The 23,213-nt window shown below is 64.4% G+C and carries 27 protein-coding genes, 2 tRNA genes and 3 pseudogenes; 13 read left to right on the forward strand and 19 right to left on the reverse strand.

Annotated elements, in window-relative coordinates; genetic code table 11:
- Nucleotides 1-21: 21 nt before the first annotated feature.
- Nucleotides 22-1,377, reverse strand: coding sequence for an MFS transporter (locus ACSKB9_RS07495; RefSeq protein ID WP_438072306.1), 1,356 nt, complete (start codon nt 1,375-1,377; stop codon nt 22-24).
- A 115-nt stretch (nt 1,378-1,492) separates the two neighbouring features.
- Between ACSKB9_RS07495 and ACSKB9_RS07500 the strand changes: the two genes are divergently transcribed.
- Both ACSKB9_RS07500 and ACSKB9_RS07505 read left to right on the forward strand, forming a co-directional pair.
- On the forward strand, nt 1,493-2,422 hold the full coding sequence (locus ACSKB9_RS07500) for a LysR family transcriptional regulator (protein ID WP_438080101.1): 930 nt from the start codon (nt 1,493-1,495) through the stop codon (nt 2,420-2,422).
- A 163-nt stretch (nt 2,423-2,585) separates the two neighbouring features.
- The gene (locus ACSKB9_RS07505) at nt 2,586-3,446 is read left to right on the forward strand and encodes a sterol desaturase family protein (RefSeq protein ID WP_438072307.1); all 861 of its coding nucleotides are present in this window, start codon (nt 2,586-2,588) and stop codon (nt 3,444-3,446) included.
- A gap of 89 nt (nt 3,447-3,535) precedes the next feature.
- On the opposite strand, the gene ACSKB9_RS07510 is transcribed toward ACSKB9_RS07505, so the two are convergent.
- Nucleotides 3,536-4,771: a glycosyltransferase family 87 protein gene (locus ACSKB9_RS07510; protein WP_438072308.1), complete on the reverse strand. Its 1,236-nt coding sequence runs from the start codon at nt 4,769-4,771 to the stop codon at nt 3,536-3,538.
- Nucleotides 4,772-5,332: 561 nt separating this feature from the next.
- Nucleotides 5,333-5,418, reverse strand: a tRNA-Tyr gene (locus ACSKB9_RS07515).
- Nucleotides 5,419-5,727: 309 nt separating this feature from the next.
- Between ACSKB9_RS07515 and rlmB the strand changes: the two genes are divergently transcribed.
- Nucleotides 5,728-6,552: a 23S rRNA (guanosine(2251)-2'-O)-methyltransferase RlmB gene (rlmB, locus tag ACSKB9_RS07520; protein ID WP_438072310.1), complete on the forward strand. Its 825-nt coding sequence runs from the start codon at nt 5,728-5,730 to the stop codon at nt 6,550-6,552.
- A 60-nt stretch (nt 6,553-6,612) separates the two neighbouring features.
- Here the strand turns inward: rlmB and ACSKB9_RS07525 are convergent, their stop codons facing one another.
- The 3 genes from ACSKB9_RS07525 to ACSKB9_RS07535 all read right to left on the reverse strand — a co-directional run bounded on the left by ACSKB9_RS07525 (nt 6,613) and on the right by ACSKB9_RS07535 (nt 8,673).
- On the reverse strand, nt 6,613-7,032 hold the full coding sequence (locus ACSKB9_RS07525; RefSeq protein WP_253608096.1) for a hypothetical protein: 420 nt from the start codon (nt 7,030-7,032) through the stop codon (nt 6,613-6,615).
- Nucleotides 7,033-7,130: 98 nt separating this feature from the next.
- A complete protein-coding gene (locus ACSKB9_RS07530; RefSeq protein WP_438072312.1) occupies nt 7,131-7,604 on the reverse strand; it encodes a hypothetical protein in 474 nt (157 codons plus the stop codon).
- Nucleotides 7,605-7,968: 364 nt separating this feature from the next.
- On the reverse strand, nt 7,969-8,673 hold the full coding sequence (locus tag ACSKB9_RS07535) for an urease accessory protein (RefSeq protein ID WP_438072314.1): 705 nt from the start codon (nt 8,671-8,673) through the stop codon (nt 7,969-7,971).
- Nucleotides 8,674-8,904: 231 nt separating this feature from the next.
- Here ACSKB9_RS07535 and ACSKB9_RS07540 point away from each other — a divergent pair, with 231 nt between their 5' ends.
- From ACSKB9_RS07540 to ACSKB9_RS07570, 7 genes are all read left to right on the forward strand, one after another.
- Nucleotides 8,905-9,345, forward strand: coding sequence for a hypothetical protein (locus tag ACSKB9_RS07540; RefSeq protein WP_253608095.1), 441 nt, complete (start codon nt 8,905-8,907; stop codon nt 9,343-9,345).
- Nucleotides 9,346-9,507: 162 nt separating this feature from the next.
- Nucleotides 9,508-9,582 (forward strand) — tRNA-Thr (locus ACSKB9_RS07545).
- 1 nt (nt 9,583) lies between these two features.
- A complete protein-coding gene (locus ACSKB9_RS07550) occupies nt 9,584-10,135 on the forward strand; it encodes a hypothetical protein (RefSeq protein ID WP_438072316.1) in 552 nt (183 codons plus the stop codon).
- Between the two features lie 76 nt (nt 10,136-10,211).
- Nucleotides 10,212-10,400, forward strand: a complete 189-nt coding sequence (locus tag ACSKB9_RS07555; protein WP_438072318.1) for a hypothetical protein — start codon at nt 10,212-10,214, stop codon at nt 10,398-10,400.
- 55 nt (nt 10,401-10,455) lie between these two features.
- Complete coding sequence (locus ACSKB9_RS07560) at nt 10,456-10,635, forward strand: hypothetical protein (RefSeq protein ID WP_438072320.1); 180 nt, start codon at nt 10,456-10,458, stop codon at nt 10,633-10,635.
- Between the two features lie 138 nt (nt 10,636-10,773).
- Nucleotides 10,774-11,004: a hypothetical protein gene (locus ACSKB9_RS07565; RefSeq protein ID WP_438072322.1), complete on the forward strand. Its 231-nt coding sequence runs from the start codon at nt 10,774-10,776 to the stop codon at nt 11,002-11,004.
- Between the two features lie 134 nt (nt 11,005-11,138).
- Nucleotides 11,139-11,690: a hypothetical protein gene (locus ACSKB9_RS07570; RefSeq protein WP_438072324.1), complete on the forward strand. Its 552-nt coding sequence runs from the start codon at nt 11,139-11,141 to the stop codon at nt 11,688-11,690.
- A gap of 36 nt (nt 11,691-11,726) precedes the next feature.
- On the opposite strand, the gene ACSKB9_RS07575 is transcribed toward ACSKB9_RS07570, so the two are convergent.
- Genes ACSKB9_RS07575 through ACSKB9_RS07590 form a run of 4 tightly spaced genes read right to left on the reverse strand, consistent with a single transcriptional unit; the run spans nt 11,727 to nt 14,202 of the window.
- The gene (locus ACSKB9_RS07575; RefSeq protein WP_438072326.1) at nt 11,727-11,951 is read right to left on the reverse strand and encodes a hypothetical protein; all 225 of its coding nucleotides are present in this window, start codon (nt 11,949-11,951) and stop codon (nt 11,727-11,729) included.
- On the reverse strand, nt 11,917-12,888 hold the full coding sequence (locus ACSKB9_RS07580) for a DUF2652 domain-containing protein (protein WP_438072328.1): 972 nt from the start codon (nt 12,886-12,888) through the stop codon (nt 11,917-11,919). The genes ACSKB9_RS07575 and ACSKB9_RS07580 overlap by 35 nt, the downstream gene beginning before the upstream one ends.
- A 52-nt stretch (nt 12,889-12,940) precedes the next feature.
- On the reverse strand, nt 12,941-13,837 hold the full coding sequence (locus ACSKB9_RS07585) for an alpha/beta fold hydrolase (protein WP_438072330.1): 897 nt from the start codon (nt 13,835-13,837) through the stop codon (nt 12,941-12,943).
- Nucleotides 13,834-14,202 (reverse strand): hypothetical protein, encoded by a 369-nt coding sequence (locus tag ACSKB9_RS07590; protein WP_229162601.1) that lies wholly within the window; start codon nt 14,200-14,202, stop codon nt 13,834-13,836. The genes ACSKB9_RS07585 and ACSKB9_RS07590 overlap by 4 nt, the downstream gene beginning before the upstream one ends.
- Nucleotides 14,203-14,708: 506 nt before the next feature.
- Between ACSKB9_RS07590 and ACSKB9_RS07595 the strand changes: the two are divergent.
- A pseudogene (locus tag ACSKB9_RS07595) lies at nt 14,709-14,956 on the forward strand (hypothetical protein).
- Nucleotides 14,957-15,022: 66 nt separating this feature from the next.
- Here ACSKB9_RS07595 and ACSKB9_RS07600 read toward each other — a convergent pair.
- Both ACSKB9_RS07600 and ACSKB9_RS07605 read right to left on the reverse strand, forming a co-directional pair.
- On the reverse strand, nt 15,023-15,262 hold the full coding sequence (locus ACSKB9_RS07600; protein WP_028342644.1) for a DUF6719 family protein: 240 nt from the start codon (nt 15,260-15,262) through the stop codon (nt 15,023-15,025).
- Between the two features lie 294 nt (nt 15,263-15,556).
- On the reverse strand, nt 15,557-16,273 hold the full coding sequence (locus ACSKB9_RS07605) for an outer membrane protein (protein ID WP_057019633.1): 717 nt from the start codon (nt 16,271-16,273) through the stop codon (nt 15,557-15,559).
- A gap of 454 nt (nt 16,274-16,727) precedes the next feature.
- Here ACSKB9_RS07605 and ACSKB9_RS07610 point away from each other — a divergent pair.
- Nucleotides 16,728-17,688, forward strand: a pseudogene (locus tag ACSKB9_RS07610) (IS630 family transposase).
- Here the strand turns inward: ACSKB9_RS07610 and ACSKB9_RS07615 are convergent.
- Both ACSKB9_RS07615 and ACSKB9_RS07620 read right to left on the reverse strand, forming a co-directional pair.
- Entirely contained in the window at nt 17,685-18,110 is a 426-nt protein-coding gene (locus tag ACSKB9_RS07615) for a hypothetical protein (RefSeq protein WP_438072333.1), read from the reverse strand. The pseudogene ACSKB9_RS07610 and the gene ACSKB9_RS07615 sit on opposite strands and share 4 nt — an antisense overlap.
- A 230-nt stretch (nt 18,111-18,340) precedes the next feature.
- Nucleotides 18,341-18,661, reverse strand: coding sequence for a His-rich protein BRANT (locus ACSKB9_RS07620; protein ID WP_225160213.1), 321 nt, complete (start codon nt 18,659-18,661; stop codon nt 18,341-18,343).
- Between the two features lie 285 nt (nt 18,662-18,946).
- Here ACSKB9_RS07620 and ACSKB9_RS07625 point away from each other — a divergent pair, with 285 nt between their 5' ends.
- The gene (locus ACSKB9_RS07625) at nt 18,947-19,495 is read left to right on the forward strand and encodes a tetratricopeptide repeat protein (protein ID WP_438072335.1); all 549 of its coding nucleotides are present in this window, start codon (nt 18,947-18,949) and stop codon (nt 19,493-19,495) included.
- Between the two features lie 184 nt (nt 19,496-19,679).
- Here ACSKB9_RS07625 and ACSKB9_RS07630 read toward each other — a convergent pair whose 3' ends face one another.
- The 5 genes and pseudogenes from ACSKB9_RS07630 to ACSKB9_RS07650 all read right to left on the reverse strand — a co-directional run bounded on the left by ACSKB9_RS07630 (nt 19,680) and on the right by ACSKB9_RS07650 (nt 23,208).
- Entirely contained in the window at nt 19,680-19,958 is a 279-nt protein-coding gene (locus ACSKB9_RS07630) for a hypothetical protein (protein WP_057019637.1), read from the reverse strand.
- 146 nt (nt 19,959-20,104) lie between these two features.
- Entirely contained in the window at nt 20,105-20,854 is a 750-nt protein-coding gene (locus tag ACSKB9_RS07635; RefSeq protein WP_438072337.1) for a cation transporter, read from the reverse strand.
- 151 nt (nt 20,855-21,005) lie between these two features.
- Nucleotides 21,006-21,308, reverse strand: a complete 303-nt coding sequence (locus ACSKB9_RS07640) for a copper-binding protein (RefSeq protein ID WP_057019685.1) — start codon at nt 21,306-21,308, stop codon at nt 21,006-21,008.
- A 29-nt stretch (nt 21,309-21,337) separates the two neighbouring features.
- Nucleotides 21,338-21,812 (reverse strand): annotated as a pseudogene (locus ACSKB9_RS07645) (cupredoxin domain-containing protein).
- Nucleotides 21,813-21,870: 58 nt separating this feature from the next.
- Nucleotides 21,871-23,208, reverse strand: a complete 1,338-nt coding sequence (locus ACSKB9_RS07650) for a multicopper oxidase family protein (protein WP_438072339.1) — start codon at nt 23,206-23,208, stop codon at nt 21,871-21,873.
- Nucleotides 23,209-23,213: the final 5 nt, after the last annotated feature.

Below are 23,213 nucleotides of genomic sequence, written 5' to 3' on the forward strand. Positions count from 1 at the left end.
ATGATCTCCCAGGCGCCGCGATCACGCGGCTTCGCTTGCGATGTCTTCCAGCGAGCGGCCGCGCGTCGGCACGCCCATCAGCACGACGGTCAGCGCGCCAATCAGGAGGACGGACGTGGTGACGCCGAACACGCCGGCAAAGCCGAAATTCGGATAGAGGTAGCCGACCAGGATGGGAGCCGCGATCGCGCCGATCCGGCCGATCGCGGATGCGAGCCCGGCACCCGTGGTCCGGATCGATGTCGGAAACACTTCGGCCGTGTAGGCATAGACGCCCGCATAGGTGCCGTTCATGAAGAACGACAGCAGCAGGCCGGCCGTCATGATCTCCGCATCGCTCTTGGCAAAGGCGAGCCCGAGCGCGCTGACGCCGCCGAGCAGCATATAGGTCGCAATCGTCGCCTGCCGTCCGATCCGCTCATTGAAAAAGGCGGCGGTGAAATAGCCCGGCACCTGCGCGCAATACATCGCGAGCGAATAGCCAAAACTCTTGGTGATGCTCATGCCGTTCTGCACCAAGAGGCCGGGAATCCAGACGAAGAAGGAGTAGTAACTGAACGTGATCGACAGCCACATGATCCAGGTCATGGTGGTGATGCGCGCCTGCCGGCCGGCGAGCAGCGCGGCAAAATTGCTCAACAGCGTTCCCGACGAGGCGATTGGCGCGGCCGGCTCGGCGACCGCCGGCGGCAGCGCGCGGCCCTCGCGCACGAAGCCGGCCTCGATCCTGTCGAGCACCGCTTCGGCCTCCTTCGCCCTACCCCGGCTTTCCAGCCAGCGCGGCGATTCCGGCAGCGATCTCCGCCACCACAGCAGCATCACGACAGGCACGGCCGTGATGACCAGCACGATGCGCCAGCCGTTCTCGTAGGCGGGCACGATGAAATAGCCGAGCAAGGCGGCGGCGACGAAGCCGAACGAGAAGAAGCCCGCCAGCGCGCCGGTGAAGGCACCGCGGTAACGCCGCGCCACGAACTCCGCGAGGTACGGCGCGATGATCGCGCTCTCCGCGCCGGTGCCCATGCCGGCGACGACGCGTGCGGCAAAGAACGCCGGCCAGCTATCCACCGCCGCGCTGACCAGCGAGGCCGCGCTGTAGAGCGCGAGCGCCGACATCATCACCGCGCGGCGGCCGATCAGGTCGCCCAGCGTCCCCGCGAGCAGCGCGCCGAACAGATAGCCGACGAAGGTGCTGCTGCCGAGCACGCCGGTCTCGACATTGGTCAGCCCCCAGGCGGTACGCAGCACCGGCAGGATGAACGCCAGCACCGCGGCATCCATCGCGTCAAAGAGATAGCCGAGGCCGCCCATCAGCAGCAGGTGCACATGGAACCGCGCGAACGGCAGGCGCTCGATGCGCGCCGAGATCATCGACATGAAAGTCCCCCCTCGCCCCACGGCGGCACGCGCCACAGCGTCAGCCGGGGAATGATAGACAAACCAATATTATCCGAATAATTTATAATCGTTATCTGGCACATCACCCTTGTGAATATTTCTCGTGTCCTTCCGCACGCTCGACCTCAACCTCCTGAAAGTCTTCGAGGCGCTGATGACCGAGGGCAGCGTCACGCGCGCCGCCAGCGCGCTGACCATGACGCAGCCCGCGGTCAGCAACGCGCTCGCACGGCTGCGCGACGCGCTCGGGGATCCCCTGTTCGTGCGCACCGCGAGCGGGATCCGCCCGACGCAGCGCGCCGTGGCGCTGTGGCAGCCGATCGGCGATGCCCTGGAACATGTCCGCCACGCCCTCGACGAGGATGCCTTCGATCCGCGACAGACCCAGGCCGAATTCATCCTGTCGATGTCCGACTACGTGGCCTCGCTGGTGATGCCGCGGCTGCTCAACCGCTTCAGTGAAGTGGCGCCGTCCGCGCGCATCCATACCGTGCCCAACACCATCCTGGAGATCGGCGACCGGCTCGAGGACAACCGGGTCGATTGCGTGCTGAGCGTCTATGTCAACGAGGCGCAGCAGCCGCCGGCCGTGATCCGCTCCCGCTCGCTGTGGACCGTCGAGTACGCCTGCATGATGCGGCGGGACCATCCGCTGGCCAGGCAGAAGCGGCTCAACACCCGGAGCTTCCTTGCCGCCAAGCATGTCGATGTCAGCCTCGCCGGCAAGACGCTGCCGACCTACGACCAGTTTCTCGCCTCGCGCGGGCTGTCGCGCAATCTGGTCGCGACCGTCAACCACTACAACGCCGCCTACGAGATCGTGCGCCAGTCCGACCTGATCGCCGTGCTGCCGCGCGATCTCAGCGCGCAGTCCCGCCACGCGCCCCATCTGCACGCCATGCCGGTGCCGCTGCCGGCGCCGCCGCGCATCGTCAGCCTGTTCTGGCACCAGCGCAACGACACCGTTCCCGCCCAACGCTGGCTGCGCGAGACGCTGGTGGAGCTGTTCGCAAGGATGGAGTGAGGGCTGGGATTGGCGCATGCGGACCAACCCGGCTCCCGGACACCCGTGATCCCGTAGCGGCACGGGGATGCTGATTAACGCTCCCACAACCCGGGTTTCGTTTCCGATTGACGCCATCGGGGACCGGGGTGGTAGGCTGTCGCCATTTCACGTGGCCATTTGAATGCGCGAGTTATTGGAACAATATCAGCTTTTGCTGGCGCCCTTGATCTTCGTGCCGTTCGAGCAACTCTTTGCAGCGAGGCCGCAGAAGATCTTCAGGCGTGGTCTTTCGACCGATATGGCCTTCCTGTTCCTCAACGGCTGGCTGGTGTTCGTCGGCGTGACCGCGATCATCGCGGTGGCGACGCTGGTCAATCAATCGATCCTGCCCTCGGCCGTCAAGCAGGCGGTCGGCGATCTCCCGTATTGGGCTCAGGCGCCGATCGCGATCGTGATCGGGGACCTCGGCATCTACTGGACCCACCGCATCCTGCATGTCGTGCCCGCCATGTGGCGCATCCATGCCGTTCATCACGCCGTCGAGGAGCTGGACTGGCTCGCCGCGATCCACCAGCACCCGCTTGACGTGACCTTCATGAAGGTTGGTTCGCTGTTTCCGCTGTTCGCGCTCGGTTTCTCCGCTGAGGCGATCGGGACCTATCTTGCGATCTACTACTGGCAGTCCTGGCTCGCGCACGCCAACGTGCGCCTGGGCTACGGCCCGCTGCGCCACGTCCTGGTATCGCCGGAGTTTCATCACTGGCACCACAGCAGCGAGCGGGAAGCCAGGGACAAGAACTACGCCGGGCTGTTCTCGTTCTACGATGTGCTGTTCGGCAGCCTCTATCTTCCGGAAGGGCAGAAGCCGACGGCATTCGGCGTCGATCATCCGATGCCCACGAGATACCTGGCGCTTTTGGCCTATCCATTTTTCGCCTGGGCCTCGATGCTCAAGCGCGACGATCCGTCGGGCACCAGGCGCCCGGTTGGCGCGGAGGCTGTGCCCGGCACGGCAACGCCGCCGGCGCACCAGGACGGCTGATCGCGATGATCTTCGCCGCAGACTGTTCGCGGTCAGGACACTAAAGCGCGATGAGATCGGGTTGAATCCTGATCGCGCCGGATCATGCTTTAGCCGCCAACGGTCGCAGATTTTCGCAACTCCTCGCCTGTAGCCGTCTCGCCGGCCTCTTGCCGGTATCTCGTCCAGATTAGCGCGATCACGGTTGCGCACATCATAGGGCCGAGAGGCGTGCGCACGAACGGGAAAGCGTATCCCAATACGAAGACGACGCTGACAGCGATCCGGAAGGCGCTTCGACTCGAACGCGACGCGAGGCGGCCCGCGCTGGCGTTCATGAGAAACACCAACGCGACGACCAGGACCGGCATATCGTAGATCGCGAAGTAAGGAGAGATCAGCGGCGTTGCTGCCAGCAGGCTTGCGGCCCTTACGGCGAAGCTGACCTGGCCGCGCCACAGGATCAGCACCCCGATCGCAACCACCGATGCGATGGCGACGTGGACAGCCATCGCCAAACCGTAACCGAGGCCGGCATCTCTCAAGAGCCCATAGATACTCTGAAGTTTGTACCATGGCAGCGCGCCACTGAGGTGGAATTGCGTCGTGGCGAAGGTGGCGGCGGCGCGGAATCCATCGAAGGTATCCCAGCCGAAGATCAGCCCGGCGAGCAGCAGGAGGACCGGAATCACCAAGGCGGCGGTGATGACGACGTGCCAACGCCCGGTGGCGATCAGCACGAAGGGAAGCAGCACGCCATATTGAGGTTTGAAGATCAGCAGCGCGATCAGGATTCCACTGAGAAGCGGACGCCTATCCAATGTCAGCAGGATGCCGCCGAGCAGCGATGCGGCGAGCAGTGCGCTTTGGCCGGAAATGAAGTCGTAGAATACTGGCGGAGCAGCGAGTGCCAGCAGCAGCGCGGCGGAGCGTGGCCGGATGGCATGAACGACGAGCAGCCAGCAAGACAGCTTCGCTGCGCTCCAGACCCAGAACGCGATCGGAAACGGCAGCAGCGCCAGCGGCGCCACAACCAGGAAAAACACCGGCGGATAAAAGAACGGAACCGGTACCTGATCGTAAGGATACGGAGCGTGATTGAGGGATTGCAGCCGGAGAACAAGTTGCTGATGCAGTTGCTCCCAATCGTAGGCCGCCGCCGCATGGCCTTCGAGCGCCATCCCGCCCGCGCCCCAGAAACACGAAAAATCGATTCCGGCCTGGCCGCCACCACCGACAAATGCCGGTATCGAAACCAGGATCGAGACCCCGAGCAAGACCGCGCAGGCAACCATCAGCGCCGGGTCATCGCCTGCAGAAGCGTCGCAGTGCAAAATTTTCTTCATATCCTCTGAAACGGCTCAATCATGAAATGGCGCAATCTACCATTGCACTCGCGGGCCGAGCAACGGAACGCCGGCGGCGGCTGGAGCTGTTTGCGCGGATAGGGTGAAGAAGCGGGTGTCGAATGGATGAGCGGGCTGTGGCCTAGCTTCGCTCACGTCGCTACGATGGAGTTTTCCGGGCTTGCCGAGCCGTGGGTCGCGAAGCGCCTCATGCCTCGCCGATACAGCCCGCCGTCGCCCTTCGGGCTATGGCGTGGCAGCCTTCACTCACTTCGCTACGATGGAGTTTTCCCGGCCTGCCGAGCCGTAGCTCGCGAAGCGAACTCATGCCTCGCCGATACAGCCCGCCGTCGCCCTTCGGGCTATGGCGTGGCAGCCTTCGCTCACTTCGCTACGATGGAGTTTTCCCGGCCTGCCGAGCCGTAGCTCGCGAAGCGACTCATGCCTCGCCGATACAGCCCGCCGTCGCCCTTCGGGCTATGGCGTGGCAGCCTTCGCTCACTTCGCTACGATGGAGTTTTCCCGGCCTGCCGAGCCGTAGCTCGCGAAGCGAGCGAAGGCTGGTGGGGGAGGCAGGACTCGAACCTGCGAAGCCATGAGGCGGCTGATTTACAGTCAGCTCCCTTTGCCACTCGGGACACTCCCCCGTCCAACAGCATCAGACCGGCCGCGCGAGTGGCGGCGGACCGGGTCATCGAAATGACGCTGATAACCGGCCGACCCGAAGCGGGTGCGCGGTCGGGCGCGTTTATGGGGGAAGGCGGTCCCCAAAGTCAACCAAGCCAGCCGTCTATTTGGGATACTTTTGCAGGCTCGGGCGATCTCTGTTCCAAAGTCGTGAGTCTTGCGGCTAAATTCTTGTTTTGTCGCGTTTTCCTCGCGCGAACCGGACCCCACTTGGCTCGAAAACGCTGTGTAAAATTGCCAATATTCAGGAGCCGTGACACAAGCCTCACATGAGCGATCGCGACCGCAAACCCAATTTCCGAGGCAAGGGCGGTAAACCCTTCCAAAAAGGGCCGAAATTCGGCCGCCCGCCGGCCTGGCGGGAACGCGAACCCGGTTCCGACGGGCCGGTGATTCTGTACGGCTGGCACACGGTGTCGGCCGCGCTTGCCAACCCCGACCGCCATATCCGCAAGCTTTACCTCACCGAGAACGCGGCGAAGCGCCTCGCCGACGAAAACATCGCGACCCGCGTCGCCCCCGAGATCGTCCGGCCCAGCGAGATCGACCGGCGCCTCACCCCCGATGCGGTGCATCAGGGCCTCCTGGCGGAGGCCGATCCCCTGCCCTCGCCCGGCATCGACACGCTGGCGCTGGAGGGCATCGTGCTGGTGCTCGACCAGATCACCGATCCGCACAATGTCGGCGCCATCCTGCGCTCGGCCGCGGCGTTCGCGGTGAAGGCGATCGTCACCACAGCCCGCCACAGCCCGGAGGCGACCGGCGTGCTGGCGAAGTCGGCCTCCGGCGCGCTCGAGCTGGTGCCTGTTGTCACCGTGCAGAACCTGGCGCGCGCGCTGAACGAGTTGAACGAGCGCGGCTTCCAGACCGTCGGCCTCGACAGCGAGGGCACCGAGGATCTCGGCAAGGCCGCGCTGCAAGCGCCGCTCGCGCTGGTGCTCGGCGCCGAAGGCAAGGGCTTGCGGCAATTGACGCGCGAGACCTGCCGCCTCGTCGCCCGCCTCGACATGCCCGGCGAGATCAAGAGCCTCAACGTGTCGAACGCCTGTGTGCTCGCGCTCTATATCGGCGCCAGCCGGCTCGGGCTGATGTGAACGACAAACGCCCGCTCGCGTGACGCGAACGGGCGCTGATGTCTCGAACTGACGATCGGATCAATAGTAGCGGCGCAGCACCGGATGGCCGTAGCGGCCGTAGCGATAGCCGTAGTGCGAACGATAGCCGTAGTGATGGCGGTAGCCGTAGTGACGGTAACCATAGCGGCGATAGCCGTAATACGGGCGACCATAGCCTTCGCGGTAGTACGGACGCGGTGCCCAGTTGCCCGGACCGGTGTAGGTCGGTCCCTGGTTGACGTAATAGTATTGCTGCGCCGCGCTGGGATAAGCGGCATCCGGGTCGGGCAGACGTTCGACGGCGCCGTAACCGTAACCGTAGCCGTAGCCACCGCAACCACCGCAGCCGTAATTCACGACGGGCGCGGAATAGCCGCAAGGGTTGAAACCGCACGCCATTGCGGGCGCGGCCACCATGACGGCCACCGCCGCAATCAGTCCTTTGATCATTTGACGCATTACTCTCTCCTGTAGGTCTCTCTGTTCGTCGTCGCGTAGCTCTTGATGGCTATTCAGGATCCCCGTTTCGCGGGGCTCTTGATTTCGGGCAGTCGATTTCAGAATCCTCGGGGTCGCGGTGGCCGCGGGAACGGGCGCGGCAGCGGCCGCGGCCCGTTGAACTCCGGCGCGTAGATCACCGGCGGCGGATCGACCGGCACGTTGGACTGTGCCGGCAGCGGAGCCGATTCCGCGCCCCACGATTGATGGTAGCTCTCGGCCGGCTTGGGCAGGCGGCGGTTGGCCGGCGGCTCGATCTCGAGGCGGCCGTAACCCGGCATGCGGCCGAGGCTCGGATAATAGTGGCCGACATTCGGCTGGGGATCGATCGGGCGGCCGCCATAGACGGTCGGCACCATCGACTCGTTGCGGGCGAGCCCCATCGCGCTTTCGACCACGGCGTAGGAGGCGTCGACGCCGTTAATGATGATCGTCATGCCGGGCCGCACCGGCACGACAATGTCGAAGCCGCCGCCGGCCAGCGCCGTCGAGCTCATCGCAGCCAATATCGCCAGCGCAAGACTTGCGCGCATGTTCACCCAGCGTCCCGAATTGTTCCACCACAACCTAATCCAACGGCTTGGCGGAAGGGTTAAGGACGCCGGCCAAACTGCCGGTAAGCCTAACGCGTAAGCATCGGCATCCGGTCAATGCGGCCGTGCGGAATCAGAAATCGTTAACGGGCGCCGAAGTGCCCTCTCTCCCGTTCTTACGGGGAGAGGGTTGGGGTGAGGGGCTCCGCGGATACGGTGATAGCTACGTTTACGGAGAAGTCCCCTCACCCGGAACGCATCTGACGATGCGTTCCGACCTCTCCCCGCACGCGGGGCGAGGTGACGCAGACTCTGTCGCTCAAATCGACGCAACGCCATCTTGCTTCGGGAAGCCGCCTACCCGTCACGTGAAGGCGTTTTCGACGATCGAGTGGACGCCGATTGCGATCGTGACCGCGCCGACCGCCATTTGCAGGCCGCGATTGGCCCAGGTCAGCCAGCGCGCCGAGGCTGCGAGCGGCACCGCGATCACGCTGGACAGCACGCCCATGCCGATCATCGAGCCGATGCCGAACAGCGCGACATAGCCGAGCCCGATCACTGGGCTTGGGGCCTGCGACACCGTCAGCACCAGGAGCGCCGCCGAGCCGGCCATGCCGTGCATCAGGCCGATCAGGAGCGTACGCCAGCGGAAGCCGTGCGCATGGCTGTGCGCGGCGCGGACGTGCGGCACGGTGGAGGCACGCACTCCGGTGGACGCACGCGCCACGGTGGACGCGGCTTCACCGGCATGGCTGTGGGCGTGGAAGTGCGTGGTGCCGTCGCCGTGCGAATGGGTGTGGAAGTGCACGCGGTCGCGCCACAGCCGCCACCACACATGCGCGCCGAGGCCGACCAGCATGATACCGACCGCGGTCTCGATCGGCTGCGATACCGTCTCGGGAATCGCGCGCCCGAGCAGGATCGCGGCGCCGGCAAAGATGAACAAAGTGAGCGTGTGGCCAAGTCCCCAGGTCAGCCCGTGCTTGACGATGTCACCGACATGGGTGCGGCGGGCCGCGATGCTCGATACCGCCGCGATATGATCCGGCTCCAGCGCATGCTGCATGCCGAGCAGAAAGCCAAGACTTAGAGATTCCGAACATCAATCCCCCGCGTCGGCACCGACATCAGTCCGTTCACCGCTGTACACGCAATTCTCGTCAAAGGCAGCATGCTCCGGAACGCATCATGCGCACGAACCTGCAGAACTTCACACTGCTTTGAACACGGGGCAAGGCCGCGCTGGAACAGGCACGGCACCGCGAGATTAGCTCTCGACGACGAGAGGAGATTTCGCATGACACAATTCAAAATCCTCGGCGCAGCAGCCCTGCTCGCTTCGGCGCTGGCGAGCCCGGCGATGGCGCAACAGACGATCGGCACCCCCGCGCGCTGCTCGAATGCCTGGCCGGACGCCCGATGCCAGGCGATGGCACCGGGCACCACCCGCACCGCCTATCACCAGCGCATCGGTCGGCGGGACCAAGGCTGGCAGGGCAGCTACAACCGCTATGACCCCGGCCCGTTCGCGCCCGTCGACGCCGCGGCCCGCGTGGCCGGTGGCGTCGTCGGCGGCGCGGTCGGCACGGCGGCTGCGGTCGCCACCGCCCCGTTTGGCGGCCCCGACTATGCCCGCGCCCCGATCGGCGGCGCCGAATATGCGCGGCAGAACGGCTTTGTCTGCACCCCCGGCACCTGGTTCCGCGGCAGCGACGGCCGCCAGCATCCCTGCCAGTAGCTCAGCTGATTAGGCCGACGGCGCAAAAGGCGGCCCGCGGGCCGCCTTTTGCTGTCGGGCCGATACGGGGGCGCGATCGCTTCTCGCCTGCTCGGTTCAAGCCTTGGTTCTGGCTCTGGCGCGCCAAGTCTGCTATGCGAGCGCGCAAATCATTCCCAATTCGCCGGCTTAGCTCAGCGGTAGAGCAGCAGTTTTGTAAACTGAAGGTCGGGGGTTCAATCCCCTCAGCCGGCACCAATTGGCTTGGATTTCCGCCATCCTTGCCGCCGCGACACAGCTTCAGTCTGCCGAGATCGACCGCCGACCGCAGCAGCCCCGCCAGCTCGCAGGCGAATACGGCAGTTCCGAAGATGGAGAAGAGAGCGTTGGCGCCGGTGGACTGACTGTAGATTGGTTCTTCGATGCAGATGCCGACGCGGTCCGCTCCTGCAAATCTCTTGATGATCCAGTGAACGTCGATCGTCCCGTCGCCGATGTTGCCTTCAAACCGAAGTGCCTGGGCATCGCGTCCTCCATCCAAATCCACGTGGCTCACGCCGTGCGTCGTCCCCAGGTCCAATCCGAACACGTCGTTGCAATTCAATCAAAGCGCTTCGCTTGGTTGCTCACAAGTACAGAGAGAGCCGTATTATTCCGGTCTTCAACAGATGCTTCTGATCAGCAAGCCGCGCCGACCGGTGCGCGCAACGCCATGGCTTACGCTGTCGCGGATCGGCCCCTCACGGGGGGTCAAGAAACAGCACCGGACCACGCGCGCTCGCTGGCAGGAATCGTGGGATCCTTCCCGTAGGATCACCCATCCCTCGTCTTGCTTCTGTTCTTGCGGCCCCAAACGGGGTATGCAGAATGCGGGGTGGACTCAGCCAATGACCTATTTGATCCTTGCCCGAGATGGCACCGGCCGAATCGTGCTGAAGCGCGACAGCGAAGACGCGGCCGAGAAGAAGGCACGCGAGTTGAAGGAGATGGGCTGGTTCGAAGTCGAGGTCCGCGAGGACAAGACGGCGCCCGTCACGTCGGCTGCCCCGGCGGATCGTCCACCGACGCTGCAATGACGCCTTGATGAACCTTTGCCGGGTGGCCCTTACAGATATGTGAGGAGCCGCCACCATGTCCGACACAGCACATTACCGCTTCCAATCCGATCAGGCGCGACGGCTGGCCCGACAGGTGACCGACGCCGCGGTGCGCGACAAGTTGCTCGAAATGGCCGAGGAATATGGTCGCTATGCCGACCTGATCGAGGCGCGCAGCGCCGAGCAGGTGCCCGCCGCGATGGCGGCTCATTAGGCTGGCTCCCACTCCGTTCCGGCCGGCTCACCGGTTCGTCCTCTCCTGATGCTCGGTCTTAACGTGAGGCCAAGTCCGCTCGACAACACCCTGAGGATTTGTTCGGAACATTATGCCCTTTCACGCGATTTTCCTCGCATGAGGGTCCGCGAATCCGACCGCAATTTGCTGCTTCTGGGCACGTTCACGCTGCTCAGCGTGGCCGCTGCCGGCCTCGTCGCCCTGCTCGATCCGGCACCCGCGCCAGCGAGTGCCGCGCCGCGGCCGGCCGTGAATCACGCGTCGGCGCCGAATCAGGGACTGGCCCAGCCCCCGGTCCGGATCGTCGGTACCGCGTTCGTCCCGAACACCAATCCCCGTCAGCGTTGACCCGTCCATCACGCGCGGCCTGTCACAATTATGTCACCGCGCCTACCAAACAGGCGTCTTCGTCAACCATCATGATGGCGAGCGCTTGATTCCGCACGGTTGCTTTGCTGGAATCCGCGCGCTCAGGGTGCGCCATGAAGTGGATGAAAGAACGCGATCTCCTGATCGCGCAGACAATGGCTTTCGTACAGTCGGTGAAGGGCAAGCTGCCCGACGCCGAGCTGCCGACGCCTGCCCGGCAGACGGCGGCGCCGCCTGCGGCCCAGCCCGTCGATACGCCGCCTGCTGTTACACCTCCACCCGCCGCGTTGCCGATCGCCGCCGAACAGGTCACCGCTGAACAGGTCTTGGCCGAGGCGATCGCTACGTTCAGCGTCAAGCCTGCGGCCGAGGTGCGGGCTGCGGTCGTGCCGCCTCCGCTTCCGGTGCCGACCGTGATCGAGGGCCTGCCCCCCGCTCCGTCGCCTTTGGCGGTGACGGTCGTCGAAGTCCCGCCTCAACCGGCGCAGCTGCCGCACTTTGCCAGGCTCGACATCAGCGGCGACTTCGGATCCGAGGTGCGGGAGCGGGTTGCCAATTTCCGCGCCCAGCAGCAGCGCTTCTTGAAGGAGCGCGAGGAATATTGCACCACGACCATGGCCAAGGTCCGCGCCGCGATCAACGAGCTGCCGCGCTCGGGCAAGTAACGCAGCCCCATTAGACCCCGGACCGTGCGTTGGGCATCAGCCGCGCGCGCCCGATTTCACCGGCTCGGTCAGGAAGCGTCCGCTCGATCGCGTCAACGCCGGCTCCTCCACTGCATCGAGGGCAGGCTGCTTTCCTTCCAGCATGGATCGCAAGCCGGCGATCGCTTTGGTCATGCGTTCGGCGTATTTCACCGCGGCGCCGTCGACGAACTCTCGATCCTTTGGCTTAGGTTTGGCGACCCGCAGCTCCAGATGCGTCATTCCGTTTGGACCGTCCAGAACGGCGCGAAGTCATCACGATGCGCGGCGCGCCGGGAATCGGAAGCGTGATCCCCACCGTGAAATAATCGGTCGGGCGCCAATCGAGCATCTCCTCAACGACGGTATGGTTGCCATGCATACAGTGGTTCTTCGTGCCGGGACCGCGTCGTCCTTTGCCGGAATCCTCGACGATGGTGTCGGCGTCCCACCATTTCTGCCATTGCCCCGGCACGGTGAAAAACTCCCAAACAGTCTGCCGCGGCGCGGCGATGTCGAATTCCAGCATGACGTAGGCATCGTCGCGCGTCACCTGCATCCGGGTTTGCGCGTCTTCCTGCCGCCACGCCGCTTCCAGATCGCGCGCCCACAGCGTGACGTCGCCGATAACGTCGATGGTTTCGCGATGGGCGATGAGACCCTGGGCGACCGGATCGACACCCATCGCGCGGATGGCCGCGTCGCTGTAGAGCGCGTAGGCGCGTCCGCCGACCTTCTCACCAACCGTGTTCTTGAGCAGCCGGTGGACCAGAATGACGTCGCGCCCGGCGAGCTCCTCCCTGCCGCCCATCTTCTGCTTCACCATCTCGCCATGATGGACCACGAACTTGAAATCGAGATCGCCCATCGCGACGCAGGCCTGACACTCGCAAGTCGAGGCCTGGCGGACGTTGCGCAGGCGCCGGCGGAATTTGGAATCGGCGCCCTCGATCGCGTCCTGCAGCAGCGAGCCGTCGATCTTTTCGGCGGTGGTGTAGACGAACGCGGCGTCGCCTTCGAACTTGGCGAGGCGGAATGGCGGGCGCAGCGCTTTCACCACCGTATCCATGAAATCGGCGATGATGTCCTGCGCATGGTCGAGCTCGACCGCCGCAAGGAAATTGGTATAGCCGGAGATATCGGCAATCGCGAAATAGGCCACTTCAGCCTTCGGAAGCATGGGGACCTCCTGCGCAACCGGTTCACGCCCAATCGTGCGGACGCGCAGTCTGTCATACCGCGCCGCCCGAGGTCGAGGACCAAAGCAACCCCAGGCGTGCGCTAGCGGCCGCCGATCTTCTCCAGCACCGGCAGCAGGTGCTTGAGAAACTCGCCGGATTCTCGCTCATCGGGAAATGGCCGAGGCCCTTCATGATGGTGGCCTCAGCTCCGGCAATGCTGTTCGCCACCGCCAGCGTCTCTTCCGGCGTGCAGGAATAGTCGTACTCGCCCGACAGCAGAAACAGCGGGCAGCGTCTGGTGTCGATCTCGGCGACGCGGGCGCGGATGTCGCCGTCGAGCTTGTAGAAATAGAGGTCGCCCTTGAACACGCCGGGCCCGCTCTGCATGTAGTGCCACAGCGTCTCCCACCGCTCCTTGTCGGGCGCGTCGGGGCCGACGAGGCCCGAGACGATGGCGGCGGCGACCTCGCCGCCATGCACGTCCGGCCGGTGCAGGAAGTTCAGGTCGTAATAGGGATCGACATGCGCGCCGGCCTGCAGGCCGATGATGGCGCGGAAGCGTTCGGGATGCTCGAGCGCGAGATGCAGCGCGATGCGGCCGCCGATCGAGCAGCCGATCACGATCGGCCTGTCGAGGTCGAGCGCGTCCATCACCGCCAGGATCATGGTCGTGTATTGCGCGGAAGTGAGCTGGTACTCCTCGTCGTGCCAGCCCTGCGGCGGCGACGACTTGCCGTGCCGGGGCATGTCGAAGGCGATGACGCGATGGTTGCGCGTCACGCGCGCATCGTTCATCAGGCCGCGATATTGCCGCCCGTCCGCGCCCGCGGTGTGCAGGCAGAGCAGCGGCGTGCCCTCGCCCGCCTCCTCGACATAGACGCGGTGGGCCCGGCCGAACAGCTCCAGATGCATGTAGCGGCCGATGATCGGTTCGAACCTGGCGCTCATGCGGCGACTCCCTCGCGGCGCAGCTTGCCGAGCGCCTCCTTGAAGTAGCGCAGGTTCGCCATGAAGATCTGCAGCTCGCCCTCGGCCTTCAGCACGCGGCGCTTGATCAGCGCCATCAGGTCGTTCGAGCCCGGCGGCGGCCGCCGTTCGCAGAACCGGTCCCACTCCTCGTCCGAGGTGCGCAGCGCAAACGACGACGAGGGCATCACGAACGGCCCCTTCGTCACCGCGACGATCCGGCCCTCATGGATCGCGATCAGCCAGGCGGCCGCGCCGATCTCGAGCAGGAATGTCGTGGTGAGGTAGCGGCCGCGCCGCACCAGGCCGGCGTCGCCGTTGACCCGTTCCTTCAGCGTGTCGATCATATCGGCTCCCCCGATCGCGGCCCGTCCGCAGGGCGCAGCGGGCGCTTGTTCTGCCGGCAATGATGGGAGGAATGCCGGTGCCGTCAATCGCCAGCGGCGGCGCGCGGCTCCGGCGTTTTCGCGTGGGCCGCCACATACGAATTTTGGCGAGAGCCGGGAGATCTAGAGCCAGGATATCTAAAGCCACGACCAGACCAGCGCCACGTTGGCGGCGCAGGCCGCGAGCAGCGCAACCGCAAGCGCGAGTTGCACGCGTTCGTAAGGGGGCTGGTGGATCGCTCTCATGGGCCGGAGCATCCGGCGATTCTACCCGGAGAGTCCCGGGGATCTTTTTTCGGGGGTTTACCACCGTTAAGGACTCAAGGCCCTTCCGCGAAATGGCCGAAATGACTCATATATTCAGATGCTTGCCGCGGATGCTCGCTCACGGTTCCGTGACCGGAACGGCGATATTGCCTGAAACCCAAAACGGGGGCTGGCGTTGTCGGTTGTTTGGGGAACGACGAATGCCGTACGCGCTGTTTATCAGGACGCCAAGCTGAGCAAGGCCTACCCGACCGAGGCGGATGTCTGGACGCTGGCCAGGAAATCCGGCCTGGTGGTGGATGCCATCTCCGAGGAGAAGTCCGCGCCCCGCCCGGTGCTGGATAACGACTACGAAATCCGGCCCTGTCAGCTCGAGCCGAACGAGGATCCGGCGAAGAACAAGGCCGACGCCGATCGCGAAGCGCGCCTGGAGCCGCGGTTGAACTGATCAGACGGTAGGCTGGCCGGCGCGCAGCGGCGGGCCGAGGATGCAATGGGTGCGGTCGCCCCGCGCCTACGGCATGGCCGTCGCCAGCGAGGCCTGTTCGGCGGCGAGCGAAACGCAAATCTTCCGCCGATGCAGACCCCGGATCGCGCCGGTCACCTTGAGCACCTTGCCAGCCGAGCAGGACGCGTCCTGCACGAACACGACCTCATAGGGCGCGAGCGCCAGGGGTTCGGATTTGAGGATGGTCTGGGCAAGGCACGGCACGGAGACCGCAGAGAGGATCAGCCCTAACGCAAAACTACGCATGTTCGTTTGTCCACCAGCCCGGCGATCGCATAATAGCGCAGCACGATGAAAGTTCCGTGCAATGCAGGAATTATTTTTTGCATTGCACGATCAGGCCTGAACATCAGGTGAATGTAGCGTCGTAGCCCGGATGGCGCGGAGCGAAATCCGGGACTTCGTTCGTCGGATCGGCTGCCCCGGATTATGGTGCGCTCCATCCATCACCGCATCCGCCGTCATTCCGGGGCGAGCGGCTGGCCAACAAAAAAGGCCGCCCCGAAGGCCGGCCTTTTCATTGATGCGATGACGCCGCGATCAGTAGCGGGAGCCGACCGGGCCACCCCAGCCGAAGCGGTAGTTGACCCCGAGCTTGACGGTGTGCTCGTCGTTCCGGAAGCTCGTGCCGACGAGGTCGGCCGGGCCGCTGGTGAAGTTGGTCTTGCCGAAATTGTAGTACTGGTACTCGGCCTTCGCCGACCAGTTCGGGGCGAACATGTATTCGAGGCCCGCGCCGACCGTATAGCCGTCCTTGTGGCCGCCATCGGTGGTGAAGGACGCCGGCACGCCGCCGACCGACGCAGTGATGTTGTTGTTGTCGCGCCAGGCATAACCGCCCTTGGCGTAGAGCAGCGCCGGACCCCAGGTGTAGCCGAGGCGGCCGGTCACCGAACCGATCTGGTCGGTGTTGCCGGTCACCAGCGTTCCGCCCGGGAGCAGCACGCCATTGTTCGATGAGCTGGGCAGCCAGGAATACTGCGCCTCGGCGCCCATCACCCAGTTCGGGGCGAACTGATAGTCGAAGCCGCCCTGCACGCCACCCATGAAGCGCGCGTCGCTGCCCATCAGGTTGTTGCCGTCGGTGAACGCGCCGCCGACATGGCCGCCGATATAGAAACCGGTCCAGTTGTAGACGACGGCGGGGGCGGTATAGGGCGGCGGTGCCTTGGTATAGGTGCGGGCCGGCATGTCAGCCGCAAACGCAGGGCCCGCAAGGGCGGCCAGCGCGACTGTGCCGAGCAAAAACTTCTTCATTTCTGATCCCCGTTACTAACGCTGCGCTGTTAAGCCAAACAACGTGACCTCAATTAGGTTGCTTTGGGGCAATGCCGCACCCGTGATGTTTCCGAGCTGTGACAGGGTCGCAACAACGCCCGTTTGTTCCCTGGCACAGCAAGATTTTTCACCGGTTAAGCAACCGCATCTCGGCTGGATGTAGGTCGCAGACGGCTAAGTTGAAGTTCAACGCTCCCCGAAAAGTGATCGGAGTTCGCTAACGTTTCGATCAGGCTTGCGACAAGCCGCCGCGCAGAAGCGCGATCAGATCGCGCTTCTGCCTCTTGTTCGGGCATGATCTTTTCGGAAAAACCGCTTCACACTTATCCGGATCATGCCTTAGAGCGTTGGCCGATCTGACTGAATCGTTGGGGATTCACAAATCAGCGTTTTGGTGATTCAAGCTGGTCGCCGGAGCTGGAGGCCGGCGGGCATGGCGAAACCGCTGTCGATGGATCTTCGCGAACGTGTGCTTGCCTGTATTGAGAGTGGCATTTCAGGCCGGCAGGCTGCCGAGCGATTTGGCGTCAGCGCGGCAAGCGTAAGCCGCTGGCGAACGCGCGAGCGGGAGCAAGGCGATGCCCAGCCGAGGGCTCAGGGCGGCGACCGCAAGTCCCACCGGATTGATACTCATCAGGCGACGATCATGGCTCTGCTCGAGACGGCGCCGGATATCACCATCGAGGAATTGCGTGACAGCTTGAGCAAACAAGGCCTGTCCTTTGGCTATGGCACGATCCGCCGCTTCTTCGAGCGCCACAAGATCACGCGTAAAAAAAGACCGCCCATGCCTCAGAGCAGGATCGCCCGGACGTCTTGAAGCGACGCGAGGCCTGGCGCGAGAGCCAGGGCAAGCTCGACCGGGATCGGCTCGTCTTCATCGACGAGACCTGGGCGTCGACCAACATGGCGCGAACCCATGGCCGCTGCCAGCGCGGAGAACGTCTGCGGGCCAGCGTTCCTCACGCCACTGGAAAACAACTACCTGCGTAGCCGCTCTAACCACACGCGGCATCATCGCGCCCTGGGTGCTCGATGGCCCCATCAACCGCAACGCCTTTGAGACCTATGTCGAAAAGGTGCTCATTCCTGAGCTGCCAGACCACGCCATCGTCATCATGGACAACCTCTCCAGCCACAAAGGGCCCCGCATACGTGAGATGATCGAGGCGGCCGGCGCTACGCTTCTCTATCTTCCGCCCTACAGTCCCGACCTCAATCCGATCGAGAATGCCTTCGCCAAGCTCAAAGCAAATCTGCGGAAGGCCGCCGAACGCACCGTCGGCGGCCTTTGGGATGCTGTCGGGCGCATCATCGACACCTACACGCCCACGGAATCCACAAACTACTTCATCGCCGCGGGCTACTTGCAACCTGATCGGCTAACGCTCTAGCGCGACATCTTTTCCAGTTCCGGAAATGCCGCGTAGGTCGCGCCGGCGCAGGGCTCGGCGGGGTTGTCGAGGATGCGGTCGAGCCGGCCGTCGACAAACAGGACACCGCGCTCCCGGGCGGCGCGGTAACTGCCGTCGGTATCCTTCGCGCTGTAGCGCAGGCACACGACGTAGCGCAGCCGGCCGCCGACCGTGCGCTGGGCCGGCTCGGCGATAGCAGCCTCGCGGACCCCGACCGGATTGTTCAGGTAGGTCCGCATGAAGGCTAGGATCTGGTCGCGGTAGCGGTCCGGGAACGGCTGGTTGGCGACGCCCCGGTCATCGGTGAAGGTGGTCGGCCCGCCGCCGTCGTCGCTGGTGAGGCAGCCGGCGAGCGGAAGCGAGAGCAGCAGGATGGCTGCCAGTTGTGATGAAATCCGCAAACGACGCTGTTCCCTGTGTCCCCGGAGGCGTCTCATAAACTGCCGGGCGGCCGAAGGGAATTCGCAACTCGGTTATTCCTCGCCCGGGTTCACAACCGGAGCCAGACGCACTCCGGCCCGTCGCCATTGGGGAAGCAATGGACGGACGGGCCGGTTCTGCATCCAAAAGGCGCAGCGGGGCAATGTGGATCGAAACTACGCCCCTCGGATCAGATTCAACCGCGCTTGGGTCAGCCGCGTTTGGCCGGCGCGACGTGCTTGGTCGCGACCTTCGCGTGGACGTGCTTGGTCGCATGCTTCGGCGACTTCACCTTCAGCATGCCCATGTGCTTGTGGTGGCGGTGATGGCGATAGTGCTTGTGGTGCATCTTGGCGTTGGCGTTGCGCACCTTCGACGGCAGCTGCTCGCTCTTGATCACGGGAGCGGCCTTGGTCGCCGGCGCAGTCGTGGTCGCCGGCGCGGGCGTTGCGGCCTTGCCGGTCTCGGCGGCGAGCGCGGGCGCTGCGATCACGGACATGGCGAGCAGCGCGGCGGAAATCGTCTTCAGCATGATGGTCCTCCTCGTCGGGATCGAGAGGTCTCCGGCCGGATGGTCGGCCTCACCGATCAATGCACGTGACCTTATGGGCCGCGCACTGAACCCGTTCTGAAGGACCCTGACGGACTTCATTCATGTGCATGACATCTCTGTCATGTTCTCCTCTACCGCCGGAAAAGCAGGATCACGCAATCGTGGGATCGGCCGGGAATGTTCTGCACCCCTGCGGTGTTCAAGTCATCAGGCTTCGGTGTAGGATTACCGAGCACGATCAGGAACGATCAGGAGCAACCAGGAATGAGCAGGAAGACGAAGTTTTTGGGCCTCGCAGTGCTCTCGATGACGCTCGCCTCCGGGCCGGTCATCTCGGCCTACGCCGCGGGCAGCGACAATCCCTCGCCGCCGGCTTCCGACAGCGGCAGCAGCAAGGGCAAGAAGGCGAAGAAGGACAAGAGCTCCGCGATCGACGATCAGAAGTTCCTGGCCGGCTATCGCGCCGCCTACACCACGATCTACGACAAGCACGACTACACCGCCGCGATCGACCAGCTGAAGGCGCTCGGCCAGGATGATCGCGCCGACGTCGCCAACCTGATCGGCTACTCCTATCGCAAGCTCGGCGACTACAAGGTCTCGCAGATCTGGTACGAGCGCGCGCTGAAGGCCGATCCGGCCCATGTGCGCACCTGGCAGTATTACGGCCTCTGGCAGGTCGAACAGGGCAACCGCGATCAGGCGCAATACCACCTGAACCGCATCGCCCAGCTCGCCGGCACCAACAGCGACGAATATCGCTCGCTCGCCGCAGCGCTGGAGAAGCCCCCGGGCACCGGCCTGGTTTACTGAGTTAAGGCAACCGCTTCCAACATCGAGCCGGCGTGGTCGCGACGACGACTGCGCCGGCTTTTTGCTGCGCCGTAGGATGGGTAGAGCGCAGCGAAACCCATCCTGCTTCCGCGCGGATCAGAGGTGATAGGTATCGCTTCGCTCCACCCATCCCACGGATCAGCATAATCGTTACGGATGAAGATTACGGATAATGCTCGAGGCGACGATCGGGCTTTTGTGGGCGGCTCGCTCCCACCGTGTTGCCCGCGGCGCCGGCATCCGGCTTGGCCGGACGCGCGGCCTTCTCGACCGGCGGCCCGCTGTTGCCGGTCTTCTTGGCGCTGTTCAGCGCCTCGCCGGTGGTGGTCACGTTGGCGGCCTGCCCGGCCCCCGCCGAGCCGGCCGAAGGGCCGGAGCTTTGCGCCAACACGGTTCCCGATAGCACCAATGCCGCCATCAGTATTGCCGCGTTGATTGTCATGGAGGGGGCCTTCTGCGCTCGAATGATGCACAGCAACGCGCCGCTGCCACGGACGTTCCCACGGAGCCATGATTTAAGGTAAATGCGCGGCAAATTTCCGCCTTGGCTCGGCCTGTCGCAGGAAGCACCGGGCGATTGCGGCTTCCTCAGCCATGCGCTGCTGACGGGCTGCGTAGCGCCGCCTCGCGATATTCGGCCCATGCCTGCCGCAGGATTTGCACCGACGAGGTGAGGAATATCGTCGCCATCACGGTGGCGACGGCAAGGTCAGGCCAGGCCGAGACCGATCCCCACACGCCGAGAGCCGCCGCCATCACGATGAGGTTTCCGATCGCGTCGTTGCGCGAGCAGAACCAGACCGAGCGGACATTGGCATCGCCGTCCTTGTACGGCAGCAGAAGCAGAACCGAGCCTAGATTGGCCGCGAGTGCCAACGCGCCGATGGCGCCCATCACCTCGGCCTTCGGCACGCCGAGCACGAACGTCTGGTAGACGGTCGAGCCGAACACCCACAGCGCCATCAAGCTCAGCGACGCGCCCTTCAACAGCGCGGCGGAGGCGCGCACGCGCAGGCCGGCGCCGATCACCGCAAGGCTCAGTCCATAGGTGACCGTATCGGCAAGGAAGTCGAGCGCATCGGCCTTGAGCGCCTGCGATCCGGCAAGCTGACCCGCGATCATCTCGGTCAGGAACATCGCGCCATTGATGCCGATGACCGTCCAGAGCACGCGCTTGTAGCGCGGATCGAGACCGTCAAAGACGGGAACGCCGCCTGAGCAGCCGCACGAATCGGCCGCGCGATCGCGGTCCCCTGCCCGCACGCCGGCCTTGATCGGCAGCGTCAGCGGCGGCGATGCGCAGCATTCGGTCGTGTTCTGCCCGCAGCAATCGTTCATTGCTCGTCCTTCCAGACGACAGGATAAGGCCAGCCACGCAACGCATTCAAGCCGATCCATCTGGAACAGCTCCGGCGATCATGCGTCGCGGGTTCAAGGGCTGCCGGCTGCGTTCAGCCGACAGCCCAACCGGTTGATGCGGGCCGTCGCCTCACTTCGCCTTCTGGATCGCGGTGACGGTGTAGCCGCCGTCGCCCTCCTGGGCCTCGAACCGGACCTTGTCGCCGACCTTGACCTGCTTCAGCAGCGCCGGATCCTTGACCCGGTAAACCATCGTCATCGGCTCGTCCATGCCAAGGCTCTTGGCCGGACCGTGCTTGAGCGTGATCTTGCCCGCGCCCTCGTCGATCTTCTTGACCTCGCCATTGATCGCGGCGGCCTGCGCGAGCGCCGCGCCCAGGGTCAGAGCCAGTGCGAACGCGCCGGCGCCGGCAAGTTGGATCATCCTGTTCATCATTGTTGTGCTTTCTTTCGTTGCAGGTTTCATTTCACGATGACGCGGCCGGTCATCCCGTAGTCGCGGTGATCCGGGATCAGGCAGGAATATTCAAACGTTCCGGCCTTCGGTGAATTTCCAGACGATCTCCGCACTCTTCTTCGGTGCGAGGCGAACGCCGTTCGGATCGTCATGCTCCATATGCGGATGCTTCTTCATCACTTCGGCATGCTTCAGATTCTCTTCGGTGGTCGCGAGCAGGAATTCATGATCCTCGGTGCCCGCGTTGCGGATCACGAAGCGGATCTGCTCGCCGCGCTTGACCTCGATGCGGAACGGCGTGAACTCCATCTCCTTCATCTCGACCTCGACCGTGCGCGACGGCTTGCTCGGATCGCCGGGCTCGCCGGCCGAATCGGATTCATGGCCGTGCTTCTCGTGACCGCGCGACGGCACTGCGGTGACCGACAGCGCAATCAGCGCGATGCCGATGCTGGTGAGTTGCTTCACTGGATTCTCCATTCTGTGTTTGATGCTTGTCGTTGGTGAGTGAGCTGGATCCGCTACATCTTCATTCCCTTCATCGATGGCTTGGCCTTCCGCCCGAGCACGCCGGCGGCTGGCGCGCGGGCTCGGCGGCGGGCGCATCGATCTCATAGGCAACCGTGCCCGGCGGATATTTGTACGGTCCGGGGTCGGCGTAATCGTCGCGGCCGAGCCCCTCGCGGATCTTCATCACCGTGAACATGCCGCCCATCTCGATCGGCCCGAATTGTCCGGTGCCGGTCATCATCGGCAGCGTGTTGTCGGGCGCGGGCATCTCCATGTTGCCCATCGCCATGCCGGTCGATCCCATCACCATCGCATCGGGCGCGAGCTTGCCGACCGCCTTCGCCAGATCCTGGCGCGACACGCCGATGAAGTTTCTGACGTCGTGGCCCATCGCGTTCATGGTGTGGTGTGACTTGTGGCAGTGGAACGCCCAGTCGCCCGGATTGTCGGCGAGCATGTCGAACGCCCTGACCGCGCCGACCGGCACGTCGGTCGTGGTCTCCGGATACTGCGCTGACACCGGCACCCAGCCGCCGTCGGTGCAGGTCACCGCGAAATTATGCCCGTGCACATGGATCGGATGGTTGGTCATGGTCAGGTTGCCGATCCGCACGCGGATCCTGTCGCCGAGCCGGATCGGCATCGGATCGATGCCGGGATAGACGCGGCTGTTCCAGGTCCACATGTTGAAGTCGGTCATCTCATTGACCTTCGGCAGATAGGTGCCGGGGTCGATGAGGTAGCTGCTCATGATGAAGACGAAATCGCGATCGACGGGACGGAACGCAGGATCGCGCGGGTGCACGATGAACATGCCCATCATGCCCATCGCCATCTGCACCATCTCGTCGGAATGCGGGTGGTACATGAAGGTCCCGCTGTGCTTCATCTCGAACTCGTAGACGAAGGTCTTGCCCGGCTTGATGTGCGGCTGGTTGAGTCCGCCGACGCCGTCCATGCCTGACGGCACGATCATGCCGTGCCAATGCACCGTGGTGTGCTCCGGCAGTTTGTTGGTGACGAAGATGCGGACCTTGTCGCCCTCGACCGCCTCGATGGTCGGCCCCGGCGCCTGGCCGTTATAGCCCCAGAGATTGGCCTTCATGCCGTCGGCGAATTCGCGCACCACGGGCTCGGCGACGAGATGGAATTCCTTCCAGTCGCCGTTCATCCGCCACGGCAGCGACCAGCCGTTGAGCGTGACCACCGGCCGGTAGTCCGGCCCGCTGGCGGGATGTAGCGGCGGCTGCATCACCACCTTGTCCATGGTCGGCGCTTCGGGAATGGCGGCGGCCTGGACGCGGCCGCTGACCGCGCTTGCCGTGACCAGCGCCGCGCTACCGAGAAATCCTCGTCGTGAAAACATGTGCT

Origin of the sequence: Bradyrhizobium sp. BR 1433 (assembly GCF_051547665.1) — a bacterium.
Taxonomy (GTDB): domain Bacteria; phylum Pseudomonadota; class Alphaproteobacteria; order Rhizobiales; family Xanthobacteraceae; genus Bradyrhizobium; species Bradyrhizobium australafricanum.